This window comes from Streptomyces akebiae, from assembly GCF_019599145.1.
Lineage (GTDB): Bacteria > Actinomycetota > Actinomycetes > Streptomycetales > Streptomycetaceae > Streptomyces > Streptomyces akebiae.
On the sequence record NZ_CP080647.1, the window covers coordinates 10,128,837 to 10,142,984 of the forward strand.

The 14,148-nt window shown below is 71.7% G+C and carries 14 protein-coding genes; 13 read left to right on the forward strand and 1 reads right to left on the reverse strand.

What is annotated here, in order from left to right; genetic code table 11:
• Nucleotides 1-134 precede the first annotated feature (134 nt).
• From K1J60_RS43880 to K1J60_RS43890, 3 genes are all read left to right on the forward strand, one after another.
• Nucleotides 135-701, forward strand: coding sequence for a DUF485 domain-containing protein (locus K1J60_RS43880; RefSeq protein WP_259408199.1), 567 nt, complete (start codon nt 135-137; stop codon nt 699-701).
• Nucleotides 698-2,290 carry a sodium/solute symporter gene (locus K1J60_RS43885; RefSeq protein WP_259408200.1) on the forward strand — a complete coding sequence of 531 codons (1,593 nt, stop codon included), beginning with the start codon at nt 698-700 and terminating at the stop codon, nt 2,288-2,290. The genes K1J60_RS43880 and K1J60_RS43885 overlap by 4 nt, the downstream gene beginning before the upstream one ends.
• 101 nt (nt 2,291-2,391) lie before the next feature.
• Nucleotides 2,392-3,003: a helix-turn-helix domain-containing protein gene (locus K1J60_RS43890; RefSeq protein ID WP_220651105.1), complete on the forward strand. Its 612-nt coding sequence runs from the start codon at nt 2,392-2,394 to the stop codon at nt 3,001-3,003.
• A gap of 44 nt (nt 3,004-3,047) precedes the next feature.
• On the opposite strand, the gene K1J60_RS43895 is transcribed toward K1J60_RS43890, so the two are convergent.
• Nucleotides 3,048-3,935: an IclR family transcriptional regulator gene (locus K1J60_RS43895; RefSeq protein ID WP_259408201.1), complete on the reverse strand. Its 888-nt coding sequence runs from the start codon at nt 3,933-3,935 to the stop codon at nt 3,048-3,050.
• A gap of 459 nt (nt 3,936-4,394) precedes the next feature.
• Here K1J60_RS43895 and K1J60_RS43900 point away from each other — a divergent pair, with 459 nt between their 5' ends.
• The 10 genes from K1J60_RS43900 to K1J60_RS43945 all read left to right on the forward strand — a co-directional run bounded on the left by K1J60_RS43900 (nt 4,395) and on the right by K1J60_RS43945 (nt 14,145).
• Nucleotides 4,395-5,717 carry an aromatic ring-hydroxylating dioxygenase subunit alpha gene (locus K1J60_RS43900; protein ID WP_220651107.1) on the forward strand — a complete coding sequence of 441 codons (1,323 nt, stop codon included), beginning with the start codon at nt 4,395-4,397 and terminating at the stop codon, nt 5,715-5,717.
• On the forward strand, nt 5,717-6,079 hold the full coding sequence (locus K1J60_RS43905; protein WP_220651108.1) for a bifunctional 3-phenylpropionate/cinnamic acid dioxygenase ferredoxin subunit: 363 nt from the start codon (nt 5,717-5,719) through the stop codon (nt 6,077-6,079). Before K1J60_RS43900 ends, K1J60_RS43905 begins: the two co-directional genes overlap by 1 nt.
• Nucleotides 6,076-7,299 carry an NAD(P)/FAD-dependent oxidoreductase gene (locus K1J60_RS43910; protein ID WP_220651109.1) on the forward strand — a complete coding sequence of 408 codons (1,224 nt, stop codon included), beginning with the start codon at nt 6,076-6,078 and terminating at the stop codon, nt 7,297-7,299. Before K1J60_RS43905 ends, K1J60_RS43910 begins: the two co-directional genes overlap by 4 nt.
• Nucleotides 7,300-7,425: 126 nt before the next feature.
• Nucleotides 7,426-7,992: a 3-phenylpropionate/cinnamic acid dioxygenase subunit beta gene (locus K1J60_RS43915; protein WP_220651110.1), complete on the forward strand. Its 567-nt coding sequence runs from the start codon at nt 7,426-7,428 to the stop codon at nt 7,990-7,992.
• Between the two features lie 53 nt (nt 7,993-8,045).
• Nucleotides 8,046-8,912 carry an alpha/beta fold hydrolase gene (locus K1J60_RS43920; RefSeq protein ID WP_220651111.1) on the forward strand — a complete coding sequence of 289 codons (867 nt, stop codon included), beginning with the start codon at nt 8,046-8,048 and terminating at the stop codon, nt 8,910-8,912.
• 3 nt (nt 8,913-8,915) lie between these two features.
• Nucleotides 8,916-9,773 carry an SDR family NAD(P)-dependent oxidoreductase gene (locus tag K1J60_RS43925; protein WP_220651112.1) on the forward strand — a complete coding sequence of 286 codons (858 nt, stop codon included), beginning with the start codon at nt 8,916-8,918 and terminating at the stop codon, nt 9,771-9,773.
• Between the two features lie 49 nt (nt 9,774-9,822).
• Nucleotides 9,823-11,409, forward strand: coding sequence for an acyl-CoA synthetase (locus K1J60_RS43930; RefSeq protein WP_220651113.1), 1,587 nt, complete (start codon nt 9,823-9,825; stop codon nt 11,407-11,409).
• 24 nt (nt 11,410-11,433) lie between these two features.
• Nucleotides 11,434-12,021 carry an acetyltransferase gene (locus tag K1J60_RS43935; protein WP_220651114.1) on the forward strand — a complete coding sequence of 196 codons (588 nt, stop codon included), beginning with the start codon at nt 11,434-11,436 and terminating at the stop codon, nt 12,019-12,021.
• Nucleotides 12,022-12,195: 174 nt separating this feature from the next.
• Nucleotides 12,196-13,197 (forward strand): zinc-binding dehydrogenase, encoded by a 1,002-nt coding sequence (locus K1J60_RS43940; protein ID WP_220651115.1) that lies wholly within the window; start codon nt 12,196-12,198, stop codon nt 13,195-13,197.
• Between the two features lie 9 nt (nt 13,198-13,206).
• A complete protein-coding gene (locus tag K1J60_RS43945) occupies nt 13,207-14,145 on the forward strand; it encodes a 3-carboxyethylcatechol 2,3-dioxygenase (RefSeq protein WP_220651116.1) in 939 nt (312 codons plus the stop codon).
• Nucleotides 14,146-14,148: the final 3 nt, after the last annotated feature.

Genomic DNA, 14,148 nt, shown 5'->3' on the forward strand with positions numbered 1-14,148 from the left:
AGCCGCTCATGAATCCGCGAAAGAAACGTCCCCAGGACCATCCTCGTCCAGAGCTGACCCTTGGACCACGACTGACCCCTCGACCACGACCCACCCCGCAACCTCATGACTTCTTACAGGACCCGCTCGTCGCCGTGCTCCTGTACCTCAGCCATCTCGACCACGGACACCTGCACTCCGAGGACGAGTTGAGCCGGGCGATCCATGACTGCCACCGGTCGTACGGCAGCGCGGTCGACCTGTACACCTGGTACGGGCAGTCGCTCAGCGCCGGGCAGGCGGCGCACGCCGTGGCCGTCGTCCGGGAGCGACGGGAGTGGGCCCTGCGGATCGCCGCGGACCTGGCTCACCGCCACCCCTACGACCGCTCCCTGCCCTGGTTCTCGGGCGTCACGCTGTCCGAGGCCCTCCGAGCGGTGGGCCTGGACCGCACGGTACGCGGCGCGCGCCGCCGCGCGTTCCTCTTCGCCGCCCCCGTCGTCGGGTTGTATCTGGCGATCAGTTGCCTGGGCGAGGCGGCCAAGGGCTTCATGGCCATGCCGGTGGTGGGTCCGTTGAATATGGGCCTTCTGCTCGGTCTGGTCCAGCTCGTCGCCGTCGCGGCATGGGTTCAGTGGTACGCCCGGTACTGCGGAACCTCGATCGACCCGCTCGTCGAGAGCCCGGTGACATCCGCCGAGCGACTGGAGCACCAGCCATGACCGGTACGGACGCCACAGTCGATCTGCCGGTCTTCTTCGTCTTCCTCGTGTGCGCCCTGTTCCTCGTGATGTGGGCCGGACCTCAGCGGGGAACGGTGACCGAGTTCTACGTCAGCGACGGCCTGCTCAAACCCGCGCACAACGGGGTCGCCCTGTTCGGGGACGTCATGTCCGCGGCAGCCCTGCTGGGCAGCCCCGGCCTGATCGCGCTCACCGGTTACGACGGCACGCTCTCCGTGCTCGGGCCGGCCGTCTCATGGATCGTCATCCTCCTCCTGGTGGCGGAGCGCTACCACAGCACCACCGAGTTCACCATCGGTGACCGCCTCGCGCGGCGTCTGCGCTCCCGTCCGGTGCACCTCGCGGCGGGTGCCGCGACCCTCGTCGTCTGTCTGCTCTACCTGATCGCCCAACTCGTCGGAGCGAGTGCGCTCACGGTGGGCATCCTGGGCTCGGCCGGACGGGGCATGGAAGGGGCCGTGTCCGCCGGACTCGGCGCGCTCATGGTCCTCTACATCGTCCTGGGAGGGATGCGGGCGGCCACGCTGGTCCAGACGGTCAAGGCGGTCCTGCTCGTGGCCGGCGGTGTCGCCCTGGCGGTGCTGATCCTGGCCAGGTTCGACTTCGACCCGGGCGCGCTTCTGAGCTCGGCGGTCAAGGGAAGTGGCCACGGGGACGATTTCCTGAGCCCGGGGCTTCGTTTCGGCGGCGGATCGACGGGACTGGACTCACTGAGCGAGCAACTGGCCCTGCTGATCGGAGCCGCCGGTCTGCCGCATCTGCTGATGCGGATCAGTACCGTCCCCACCCCGAGCGACGCACGTCGATCGGTCCAGTACGCCGCCCTGTTGACCGTCGTGTTCTATCTGGCCGCGGTCGTGCTCGGCTTCGGGGCCGCGGCGCTCGTCGGCACACAGGTGATCGCGGGGGACAGCCCCTCCGGCAACACGGCGGTGCTCCTGCTCGCGGCGGACATCGGTGGTTCGCTCCTGCTCACCGCTGTCGCGTGTCTGGCCTTCGCCACCGTCCTGGCCGTCGTCGCGGGCGTCACGCTCGCCGCCGCGACCTCCCTGGCCCACGACATCTACGGTGCCTTCCTGACCCGTGGCACGGCCTCCGGGCAGCGGGAGCTCGTCGTCGCGCGAGCGTCGGCCGTGGCGGTCGGAACGATCGCCACGCTGTTGGCCGTGTTCGCGCGCGGCCTCAACGTCTCGTTCCTCATCGGGCTGGCGTTCGCGGTGGCCGCCTCGGCGATCGTTCCCGCCCTGCTGTACGGCATGTACTGGAAGAACTTCACGACCCGCGGCGCGACTTGGAGCATCTACGGGGGTCTGCTGACCTCCGTGGCCCTGGTGGGGCTCTCGCCCCAGGTCTCGGGGAGCGCGACCGCGCTGCTCCCGCACCTGGACTTCGCGGTGTTCCCTCTGCGTAATCCGGGGCTCGTCGCGATCCCGGCCGGGTTCCTCCTCGGCTGGCTCGGCTCGGTACTTCCCGGATCAGCCGGGCGGGCCGATGCCGCCATGAGTGCGTACATGGACCCGGAGGGACACGAAGCCGCCGCGGGCACCGCGGTTCGGCCCCGCGCGTGAGCGTCACCTGCCCGACGAGATCGTCGAGACGCTTGTCACGGCGTGGTCAACGGTCCGCCGACAGACGCTGAGCAGGGCCGCACCCCGCTTACAGTGGTGGGGTGTCCTCAGGAAATGCCGTCGTAGCGCGCAATGTGCGTCTTCTCAGAGAGCAGCGGGGCCTGTCCCTGGCCGCGTTGGCCCGGGAGGCGGGCCTCGCCAAGCAGACGCTGTCGAACCTGGAACAGGGCACCGGCAACCCCACCGTGGACACGTTGTTCTCGATCGCGACGGCGTTGGGGGTGCCGGTGACCAGGCTGGTGGCCGAGCGCGAGCAGGTGATGACCGTTCAGCGCGGCGCCGACGTCGTCTGGAAGGAGCACGAGGGGTTCGCGACCCGGGCTCTGGACCATGTGTACGGCTCGGGTGTCATCGAGAACTACCTCGTACGCGTTTGCCCCGACCGGGACGGAGCGGGGAAGCCGACCGAGCCGCACCCGGTGGGCACGCTGGAGCACCTGTACGTGATCAGTGGCCGGGTGCGGGTCGGTCCGGCGGACAGCCCGGTGGAGTTGGACACCGGCGACTTCGTGCGCTATCCGGGCGACCGGCCGCACGTGTACCAGTCGCTGGAGGGGGAGAGCCTGGTGCACATCGTGGTGAGCGTGCCGCGCGTGCAGCCCGGCACCGGGGGCACGAACACGAGGCGGACCCACGACGACGGCGCGCACTGAGCCGCGCGTCGACCGGGTCGGAGGGAAAGTGCGCCCCCGGCGTCCTACGGCGTGTGCCGCTGGGCCTTGGCGGCGGCGTTGATCGCCCGCGCCGCCTCGTAGGCCACGCGGCGCAGGGCGGGGGCGAAGCGGGCCCGGTCGAAGCGGTGGTCCGCGCCGGCGACGGAGAGGGCCGCGACCGGGCGGCCCGCGGGCCCCATGACGGGGACGGCGACACAGGTGAGGCCGAGGGTGGCCTCCTGGCGGTCGTACGCGATGCCGTCCCGTCGGATGCGCTGCAGTTCGGCGCGGAAGGCGGTGGGCTCGGTGATCGTGTAGTCGGTGAGCTTCGGCAGCCCCGCCGCGATGGCCGCCTCCATGGCGTCGTGGTCGAAGGCCAGCAGGGCCTTGCCGACGGCCGTGCAGTACGCGGGCAGCCGGGCGCCGATGCGCGAGGGGGAGCGGGTGGCGCGGTGCCCGTGGATCTTGTTCACGTACACGATGTCGGTGTCGTGCAGCACCGCGAGGTGAACGGTCTCCTGGGTCAGCACGTACAGGTCCGCGAGATGGGGCAGCAGTCGCTCGCGCAGTACCAGGGAGGTCGGGCCGTAGACCCGGGTGCCTATGTCGAAGAGCTGGGCGCCCAGCCGGTAGTCGCTGCCGACCCGCTCGACCAGTTCGTTGCGCTGGAGGATGCCCAACAGCCGGAAGGCGGTCGATTTGGTGAGACGGGTACGGCGGGCCAACTCGCTCACGCCGATCTCCCGGTCCTCCTCGGCGAGCGACTTGAGCAGGACGAGTGCCTTGTCGACCGCGGTCCGCTGATCAGACGCGGCCGTCGGCGCCTGGGAACGCGGATCGTCCGCGAGCGAGGGATCTGCCGAGGAAACTGCGAGAGAGGGGTCGGTGAGTGAGCTCTCGATGAGATCGGACGTGGGGGAGTGAACTGACATGGCGGGCTCCCGGGACTGTGCGGATGCAGCCATCAAAATGGACGCGCGTCCAATGTAGAGGCCCCTTTGCGGGTTGTAAACGGTCGGGGACGGTCCGTCGATAGGGGCGCGTCGGCGTGCCACATCACGGCACGGTGGCTGGGCCGCGCCGCCGCCCCTGGAGTCTTCTGGGCGCATGCACCGACTCAACACCGCAGCGCCGACGCTCCGCCCAGCAGCCCGTGCGCGTCGGCACGGAGGCGCCGCGCGACCTGGGGAGTCGGGTGGCCCGGCGGTCCCGCGCCCCGGATCCGCACGACAGGGCTCCGCCCGGGTAACCGTGCCCGGACACCCACGCCCGCTCGGGCACGCGCCCGCACCCGCACCGCCACGCCGCCCATCCGCACCTCCGCGCCCACCCGCACTCGTGGCGCCCGCCGGCCTCTCCCCGGCCCCGATCCGCGACGAGGAGGCCCGGCGATGACTTCCCCGCCCGTACGGCCCAGCGACCGTCTCGCCGGCGTGCCGCGCCCGTCCGTCGACGTGAGCGCGTACCTCGACCTCGACCACGGGCTGATCGACCGCACGATCTTCAGCGATCCGGTGCTGTACCAGCAGGAGTTGCGCCGGGTCTTCGCGCCGAGCTGGCTGTTCCTCGCCCACGAGAGCCAGTTCGGCAAGCCCGGCGACTTCTTCACGACGTACATGGGAGAGGACCCGGTCATCGTCGCGATGGGCCGGGACCGGAGGCTGCGGGCGTTCCTCAACGCCTGCCGGCACCGCGGGATGCGGGTCTGCCGGGCCGACGCCGGCGCGACCAAGGCCTTCACGTGCAGCTACCACGGCTGGTCGTACGACACCTCGGGCAAGCTCGTCAACGTACCCAACCAGGGCGACTACCCGGACCACTTCGAACAGGACCGGTGGGGACTGGTCGAGGTCGCGCGGCTCGACTCGTACAAGGGGCTCGTCTTCGCCACCTGGGACCCCGACGCGCCGCCGCTCGTCGAGGCGCTGGGCGGGATGACCTGGTACATGGACGCGATGCTGGACCGCGATCCGGAAGGCACCGAGGTCGTCGGCGGGGTGCACAAGTGGGTGCTGGAGGGCAACTGGAAGCTGGCGGCCGAGCAGTTCGCCTCCGACTGGTACCACGTCAACATCTCGCACGCCTCCGCGCTGATGGTCATGTCGCCGACGGGCAAGGGACCCAGGACGGAGATCGTGCAGACCCCCGGACGGCAGTACGCCGATCCGCTCGGGCACGGACACGGCTTCCCGACCCACCCCAAGAGCCGCTTCGACGACCGGATCGTGCACGCCCACTACGACTACGAGGCGCTGCGCGAGCGGCTCGGCGACGCGCGGGTGGAAGGGCCGATGACCACCGGCCACGCCACCGTCTTCCCCAACTTCTCCTACCTCCCGGTCAACGGCTCCATCCGGGTCTGGCACCCCAAGGGCCCGGACCGCATGGAGGTCTGGGCCTGGACGCTGGTCGACAGATCCATGCCGGACGAGGTGAAGAACGCCCAACGGCTCTACAACCTGCGCACGTTCGGGCCCACCGGGATCTTCGAGCAGGACGACGGCGAGAACTGGAGCGAGTGCCAGGCCACGGCCCATGGGTTCGTCTCCGGCTCGATGACCCTCAACTACCAGATGGGCCTGGGGCTGGAGAGCGAGGACGGTGTCCATCCGGGCACCACCGGCCGCCTCTACACCGACGGCGCCGCCCGCGGCCTGTACGCCCGCTGGCGCGACCTGATGAACACGCCCGCCTGGCACGAGAAGGACTCCTGATGAGCACGAACACGAGCGGCACCGCCGTGCGCGTCGCCACCGTCGGCGACATCGAGGACGGCGAGGCGCTGAAGGTACCGGCCGAGGCCAGCGGTCACGGCGAGGCCATCGCCGTCTTTCACGACGGCGGCGCCTACTACGCCCTCGACGACACCTGCTCGCACGGCCGGGCGTCCCTGTCCGAGGGCTGGATCGAGGACGGCGAGGTCGAGTGCCCGCTGCACAGTGCCCGCTTCTGTCTGAAGTCCGGCGAACCCCAGTGCATGCCCGCCACCCTCGCCGTGCGCACCCACCGCGTCGAGGTCCGCGACGACGTCATCTGGCTCCACCCCGGCCGGCCCGACGAGCGGGCCGCCGAATGAGCCCCCCTCCCCCCGCGCCCCGGCGGATCGCCGTCGTCGGCGCGGGCCCGGCCGCCGTCTCCACCTGCGACGCGCTGCGCGCCCAGGGGTACGACGGGGAACTGGTCCTGTACTCCGCCGAGCACGGGCTGCCGTACGACCGACCGCCGCTCAGCAAGGACGTCCTGCTCGGCAAGGCCCGGCGCGCGGACGTCCTGCTGCGGCCCGAGAGGTGGTACGAGGAGCAGCGCGTCCAGGTGCGTGAGGACGCCCGGGTCGGCGCGATCCGGCCCCACTCGGGCGGCGTGGAACTGGCCGACGGCACGATCGCCGAGGCCGACCGGATCGTGCTGGCCACGGGAGGCACGCCGCGTCCGCTGCCGGTGCCCGGCGACGACCCGGCGGTCCGTCGACTGCGTACCTGGGACGACGCCGAAGGCCTCCGGGAACGTCTGCTGCCCGGCGCCCGGGTGATCGTCGTCGGCGCAGGCCTGATCGGCGCCGAGACCGCCGCCGTCGCCGTGGCCCTGGGCTGCCGGGTCACTCTCGTCGACCCCGTGCCGGTGCCACTGGCGGCGGCCGTCGGCGGCGACATCGCGGGCGCCCTGCACCGCAGGCACACCACCGAGGGAATCGAGGTCGTCACCGCCGGGGTCCAGAGCGTCGAACGGAGCCCCCAGGGCCTCCGCGTACGCCTCACCGGGCACGGCGGCACCCTGACCGCCGACACGCTGGTGGTGGGCATCGGAATCCGCCCGGCCACGGAAGCGGCCGAGGCCGCCGGGCTGCGCGTCGACAACGGCGTCGTCGTCCACCCCGGGCAGCGCACGTCGCACCCGAACGTCTTCGCCGTCGGCGACGTGGCCCGCCCCGACGGCCACCGCGTACGCCACGAACACTGGGAGGCCGCCCAGCGGGACGGTGAGGCCGCCGCCCTGGGCATCCTGGGCCGTCCGGTGCCGGACCCGGGCGTGCCCTGGTTCTGGTCCGACCGGCACGGCTCGCGCCTGGAGGCGGTCGGCACCATGGCGGACGCCGGGCGACACGTACTGCGCGGCGATCCCGACAGCGGCTCCTTCACCGCGTTCGGCCTGCGCGGCGACCGCCTGGTCGCGGCCGCCGCCATCGACCGCGCCCGGGACATCAAGGCCGCCCGGCGTCTCATCGACCGCGGTGTCCGGCTGTCCGCCACGGAACTGACCGACGAGCGCACCGACCTACGCGCCCTGCTCAGGCGATGACCCCGGCGGGGACCGTTCGCCCGCCTGCCCACGCGGCCGTGCCGCTCCACGGCACACACGCTCCCCGCGCCCCGCGCTCCGCGCTGGAATGCCCGCAAGCAGTGAGGCCCGCAGGAGGAACCACCGATGACCACGCACGCACCGGAGCCGGCGGTCGACTCGACGCAGAGGGTGTCCGATGCCGATGTCCGGCTGCACTTCGAAGTCCAGCGGTTGTACGCCCTTGAGGCGCAGTTGCTCGACCAGCACCGCTACGCGGACTGGCTGGAACTGTTCACGGAGGATCTGCACTACTGGGCGCCGGTGCGCACCAACCGGCTGCGGCGACAACAGGCGCTGGCCGACGGGACACCCGGCGAGGTGGCGATCTTCGACGAGACCAGGGCGAGCCTGGCCTGGCGGATCCGCCGCTTCGACTCGGGCATGGCCTGGGCCGAGGACCCGCCGTCCAGATCCCGGCACCTGATCACCAACGTCATGGTCAGGGCTGCCGAGAAGCCGGGGGAGTACGTCGCCGAGTCGGCCTTCCTCTGCTACCGCAACCGCCTGGAACGCGAGGTCGACCTCTACGCCGGCGGACGCACCGACCGGCTGCGCCGCGACCCGGACGACGGACGGCTGCTGATCGCCCGCCGCACGATCCTGCTCGACCAGAACGTCCTGCTCGCCAAGAACATCAGCACGTTCCTCTGACCGGAGAGCCGAAAGCCGGACAGCCGGATGAACGAACAACCTGGAGACCTCGCGTGACCAAAGACCAGACCGAAGAGCCGAAGCTCGTCGAGCACACCGTGCGGACCACGCTCGGGCCCGTCGCGGTCAGCGAGACCGGTGAGGGGCCGGTGCTGGTGATGCTGCACGGCGGCGGTCCCGGCGCGAGCGCGGTCGCCAACTACCACCAGAATCTGCCCGCCCTCGCCCCCCGCTTCCGCGTGCTCCTGCCCGACCAGCCGGGTTTCGGCGGCAGCTACCGTCCCACCGAGGCGGATCTCGACGCCCGCAGCATCACCGAGATCACCGTCGACGCGCTGCTGCAGACCCTGGACACCCTCGGCATCGACCGCTTCCACCTGCTCGGCAACAGCCTCGGCGGTGCCGCGGCCATCGCCACCGCGCTCGAAGTCCCCGAGCGGGTCGAGAAGTTGGTGCTGATGGCACCCGGCGGCGGCTGGCTGCCCTTCGGACCCACCCCGACCGAGGGACAGAAGGCCATGTTCCGCTACTACAACGGCGAGGGCCCGACGCCGAAGAAGATGCGGGACTTCATCGGCGTGATGACCGCCGAGCCCAAACGCTGGGCGGACACCGCCCAGGCCCGCTACGAGGCCTCGCTCGACGAGTCCCACATCGCCTTCTACCACGCCTACAACGCCGCCTTCGCCAAACGGCACGGCATGGACCCGCTCTGGCAGCGCGTCCACCGCATCAAGGCCCCCACCCTCCTGCTCTGGGGCCGGGACGACCGCACCATCACCCTGGACGGCGCCCAGTTGATGCTCAAGCAGATCCGGGACGTCCGACTGCACGTCTTCGGCGGCTGCGGCCACTGGGTGCAACTGGAACGCCGGGCCGAGTTCGAACGCCTGGTCACCGACTTCCTCGGGGAGGCCTGATCCATGGGCAGGGGATGGCTGGAGAACGAGGTCGCTCTAATCACCGGCGGGGGCTCCGGCATCGGCCGCGCCGTCGCCCTGCGCTACCTCGCGGAGGGCGCCCGCGTCGCGATCCTCGGCCGTACGGCCGCGCAACTGGAGGAGGTGGTCCGCGCCGCCGGAGAGCTGGGTGACCGGGTACTGCCCCTCACCGGCGACGTACGCAGCACGGACGATCTGCACCGGGCGGTGGAGACGACCGTCGAACGGCTCGGCAAACTCGACGTCCTCGTCCCGAACGCCGGTATCTGGGACTACCACCGCAGTGTGACCCGCCTGTCGGGCAAGGAACTGGGCGAGGCCTTCGACGAAATCTTCGCGATCAACGTCAAGGGGTACGCGCTGGCCGTGGAGGCCGCCTGGCGGGAGCTGGTCGCCACGCGCGGCAGCATCGTGATGACCCTCTCGAACGCCTCCCTGCACACCGACGGCGGCGGCTCCCTCTACACCGCCAGCAAGCACGCCTGCCTCGGCCTGCTGCGCCAGTTCGCCTTCGAACTGGCGCCGAGCGTCCGCGTCAACGGGGTAGCCGTCGGCGGCATGCGCACCCAACTGCGCGGCCCCGAGAGCCTCGGGCTGCACCACCGCACGCTCGCCGCGTCCTTCGCCAGGAACGAGGAGGCCCAGGCTCTCTCCGGCGAGAGGCCGCCGCCGCTGATCCCGTTGTACGACTCCAGCGTTGAACCGGAGGACTTCACCGGTCCGTATGTCCTGCTGGCCTCCCGCACCGACAGCGGCACCGTCACCGGTGCCGTGATCCCCGCCGACGGCGGCATCGCCGTACGCGGTTTCCGCGCCCCCGCCGGCGGCGCGGGCCTGTGACCCACACCGACGAACGTCTCGCCCGACAGCCATTGAAGGAGCCGCCGTCATGGCCGCCGTCGACATCAGTCCAGCCGCCGCGCTGCACCGCAGAGCCCTGCACCCCACGCCGACCGCCCTCGTGTACGAGGGCCGCGAGATCTCCGCGGCACAACTCGACGGTACGGTCGGGGAGTTCGCCGCCGGGCTGTCGGACCACGGGCTGCGCCGCGGGGACCGGATCGCCTACCTCGGCCTCAACAGCGCGACCTTCCTGGAGACGCTGTTCGCCGCGGCCCGTCTCGGGGCGGTCTTCGTCCCCCTCAACTTCCGCCTCGCGGCCGACGAGGTCCGCCACATCCTCAACGACTGCGGCGCCCACACCGTCGTCGTCGAGGAGGGCCACCGCGAACTGGCGGAGTCGATCCTGCACGACATACCCGCCCGCAGCCGTCTGCTGGTCGACACCGACCCCGCGTGCCCGGCGACGGACGAGCCCGCGCCCGGCTGGACGCCGCTGTCCACGCTGCGCGGCCCGCACCGCCCCGTAAGGGAACCCGTGGCGCTGTACGACGACGACCTCGCGGCCCTGATGTACACCTCGGGCACCACCGGCCGGCCCAAGGGGGTCATGCTCACCCACGGCAACCTGTGGTGGAACGCGGTCAACGTCGACGCCGTCGTGGACACCCGCTGCGACGACGTGAACCTGGCCCTCGCCCCGCTGTTCCACATCGGCGGGCTCAACGCCCTCACCCTGCGCACCCTGGTGCGCGGCGGCACCGTGGTGCTGCGCCGGGCCTTCGAACCGGCCCAGTGCCTGCGGGACCTCGTCGAGCATCGCGTGAACACCTTCTTCGCGGTCCCGGCCATGTACACGGCCCTCGCCCGTGTGCCCGGTTTCGCGGACGCCGACCTCGGCGCCCTCCGGTCCGCGATCGTCGCGGGGGCTCCCGTCCCACCACAGCTGATCCGGGACTACGGCGAGGCGGGCCTGCTGCTCCAGCAGGCCTGGGGGCTGACGGAGACGGCACCGTTCGCCACCTACCTGCCGGCCCGGCTGACCCTGGAGAAGACCGGATCGGCCGGCGTCGCGATGCCGTACACGGAGATCCGGTTGACGCACCCCGCCACCGGGGCCGGGATCGACGGACCGGACACCCAGGGCGAGATCTGCGTACGCGGCCCCAACGTCACCTCCGGCTACTGGGACAACCCGGACGCCACCCGGGCCGCCTTCGACGACATGGGCTGGTTCCACAGCGGGGACATCGCCTACCGGGACAAGGACGGCTTCTACTACATCGTGGACCGCCTCAAGGACATGATCATCAGCGGTGGCGAGAACGTGTATCCCGCCGAAGTGGAACGCGTCCTCGTCGAGTACCCGGGCATCCTGGAGGCCGCCGTCGTCGGGGTACCGGACGCCAAGTGGGGCGAGACCGTGCTGGCCGTCCTGAGCTGCGCGTCCGGTACGCGGCCCACGGTGGAGGAGGTACGGGCGTTCGCCGACCGGTATCTGGCCCGCTACAAGCTCCCCACCGACGTCATGGTCATCGACCGGCTGCCCCGCAACGCCAGCGGCAAGCTGGACAAGATCGAGCTGCGCCGGTGGGTGACGGCGCGGCGCAGCGCGCCGAGCGCGCCGACGTCCTGACCCACCATCCAGGGAGCACGAGTCGTGGTCACACTTCCCGACATCGCGCCGCGGACCACCGTCGGCGACCGCTGGTTGCTGCGACCGCTCGACGGAGCGTCCGGCGAACCGCTCGGCGCACGCGGGGCGGCCGCGCGCGGTTACGCGGCCTCGTACGGTGCCGGGAACGGTCCCGGGGACCGGGGCGGAGACGAGGGGGGACCCGAGCGCGGACCCGAGGAGTTCCGCGTCCATGTCCAGCGGGTCCAACACCATCCGGTGCGGGCCTGTTACCCCTTCGGCGCGCACGACCTCGTCGTCTGGCTCGGCGACGGCGGCACGGGAAGAACCGAGCACGGCGACCGTGCCGACCACGCGGACCGCGTCCCCGAGGCGGCCGGCGCGGACCTGCTGCGCGTCCTCGTTCCCGCGCTCTTCGCCGCCGCCCCGCGCTGCCGTCGCGTCATCGCCGCCCCGGACGAGCGCGACGTCCACGCCCAGCGCGTCCTGTCGGCCGGGGGGTTCCGCAGGATCACCGAGGCGGATCTGCCCGACTGCTCCGTCGTCCTGTTCGCCGCCGAACCACCGGCTCTCGCCGAGCTGTCCACGGCCCTCGACGACATGCCTCACTGAGGGGCAGCCCGAACCGGCTCCCCTCAGCCGCAGCCGCGCCGCGAGCCGGGTTCCTCCCGGCTCGCGGCGCGGCTGCGGCGTGCCCGCGCACATCCCTGGTGCGTACACGCAAACCGTGCTGCCCAGCGGCACACGCGCTAGGGCAGCACGGCCGGTCGGCGCGACCGTGGCCGCGTGCTTGCCGCAACCGCAATTTCCCAGAGCGCCGCCGACCCGCTGTCGGGGCTGGTGCTGCGCGATGTCCCCGAGCCGACCCCGCGCCCGGGGTGGTCACGCGTCCGTGTCGTGGCCTCCTCGCTGAACATGCACGACGTGTGGACGCTGAGAGGAGTGGGGCATCCTCCCGACCGGCTGCCGATCACCCTCGGGTGCGACGCGGCCGGCTACGACGAGGACGGCAACGAGGTCATCGTCCACCCGGTGATCGGCGATCCGGACGCGGGTCGGGGCGACGAGACGCTGGACCCCGGTCGCGCGCTGCTGTCCGAGCGGCACGACGGCGCGTTCGCGGAGTATCTGACCGTTCCCGCCCGCAACCTGGTACCGAAGCCGGACTGGCTCTCGTTCGACGAGGCCGCCTGTCTGCCCGTCGCCTGGACCACCGCGTACCGCATGCTGTTCACCCAGGCCCGGATCACCGCCGGCGACCGGGTGCTCGTGCAGGGCGCGGGCGGCGGTGTCGCCTCCGCGGCCATCAGGCTCGCCGTGGCCGCGGGTGCCGTCGTCTACGCCACCAGCCGAAGCGCGGACAAGCGCGCCGAGGCCGTGTCCTGGGGAGCACGCGCCGCCGTGGCCCCGGGCGAGCGGCTGCCCGAACGGGTGGACGTGGTGATCGAGACGGTCGGCGAGGCGACCTGGTCGCACTCGCTGAAGTCGCTCCGCCCCGGTGGCACGGTCGTCATCGCCGGCGCGACGAGCGGGATGAACCCGCCGGCCGACCTCGGGCGGATCTTCTATCTCCAGCAGCGCATCCTCGGCTCCACCGGCTGCACCCGCGTCGAACTGGTCGCGATGCTGCGGCTGATGGAGGCCACCGGCGTCCGCCCGGTCATCGACCGGACCCTTCCGCTCGCCGAGATCCACAAGGGCTTCCAGCTCATGATCGACGGCGGTCTCACCGGAAAGCTCGTCGTCCACCCGCCGGGCCCGGCCCGCCCCCGCACCTCGCACAAGTAAGGAAGCGTCATGACCGCAGCAGCCGTCGGGCTGTCCCATTCGCCCCTCATCGGCAAGAACGATCCCGACCCCGAGGTCCTGGTGCGGGTCGACCGGGCCGTCGAGGGAGCCCGCGAGTTCGTCCGCGCCCACGATCCGGAACTGGTCGTCCTCTACGCGCCCGACCACTACAACGGCTTCTTCTACAAGGAAATGCCGCCCTTCTGCCTGGCCACGGAGGCCCACGCGGTGGGCGACTTCGGCACGTCGGCCGGCCCGCTGTCGGTCGACACCGCCGCGGCGCGGGCGCTGGCCCGGGGCGTGCTGGACCGGGGTGTCGATCTGACCGTCTCGGCCCGGATGACCGTGGACCACGGATTCGCGCAGCCCCTGGAGGTCCTCTTCGGCGGGATAGACAAGGTGCCCGTGGTGCCGGTGTTCGTCAACGGTGTGGCCACTCCGCTCGGCCCCGTCGGCCGGGTCCGTGCGCTCGGTACCGCGATCGGCCGGGCAGCGGCCGAACTCGACCGCAGGGTCCTGTTCCTGGCCTCCGGCGGCCTCTCCCACGACCCGCCCGTGCCGGTCCTGGACGGAGCGCCGCCCAGGGTCGCCGACGCCCTCATCGAGGGCCGTCCGCCCACCCCCGAGCAGCGCGCCAAGGCCGAGCAGCGGGTCGTTCAGGCAGGCCGCGACTACGCCGCCGGCTCGACCGCGATGATCCCGATCAACCCCGCCTGGGACAACCGGTTCCTCGACCACGTCGAGAACGGCGAACTGGCCGAGTTCGACACCTGGACCGTCGAGGGCATGGCCGGCGAGGGTGGCAACTCCGCCCACGAGGTCCGCACCTGGATCGCCGCCTTCGCCTCCCTGGCCGCCACCGGCCCGTACGACCTGGTGTCCCGGTTCTACGAGGCGGTCCCCGCCTGGATCGCCGGTTTCGCCGTGGCCACGGCGAAGGGGCGGTGACCG

Excerpts from the sequence above, each read along its gene's own strand:
- K1J60_RS43930 (WP_220651113.1), top strand. The coding sequence starts at position 9,823 with ATGGCCGCCGTCGACATCAGTCCAGCCGCCGCGCTGCACCGCAGAGCC.
- K1J60_RS43925 (WP_220651112.1), top strand. The coding sequence starts at position 8,916 with ATGGGCAGGGGATGGCTGGAGAACGAGGTCGCTCTAATCACCGGCGGG.
- K1J60_RS43915 (WP_220651110.1), top strand. The coding sequence starts at position 7,426 with ATGACCACGCACGCACCGGAGCCGGCGGTCGACTCGACGCAGAGGGTG.
- K1J60_RS43900 (WP_220651107.1), top strand. The coding sequence starts at position 4,395 with ATGACTTCCCCGCCCGTACGGCCCAGCGACCGTCTCGCCGGCGTGCCG.
- K1J60_RS43905 (WP_220651108.1), top strand. The coding sequence starts at position 5,717 with ATGAGCACGAACACGAGCGGCACCGCCGTGCGCGTCGCCACCGTCGGC.
- K1J60_RS43885 (WP_259408200.1), top strand. The coding sequence starts at position 698 with ATGACCGGTACGGACGCCACAGTCGATCTGCCGGTCTTCTTCGTCTTC.
- K1J60_RS43945 (WP_220651116.1), top strand. The coding sequence starts at position 13,207 with ATGACCGCAGCAGCCGTCGGGCTGTCCCATTCGCCCCTCATCGGCAAG.
- K1J60_RS43895 (WP_259408201.1), bottom strand. The coding sequence starts at position 3,935 with ATGTCAGTTCACTCCCCCACGTCCGATCTCATCGAGAGCTCACTCACC.
- K1J60_RS43910 (WP_220651109.1), top strand. The coding sequence starts at position 6,076 with ATGAGCCCCCCTCCCCCCGCGCCCCGGCGGATCGCCGTCGTCGGCGCG.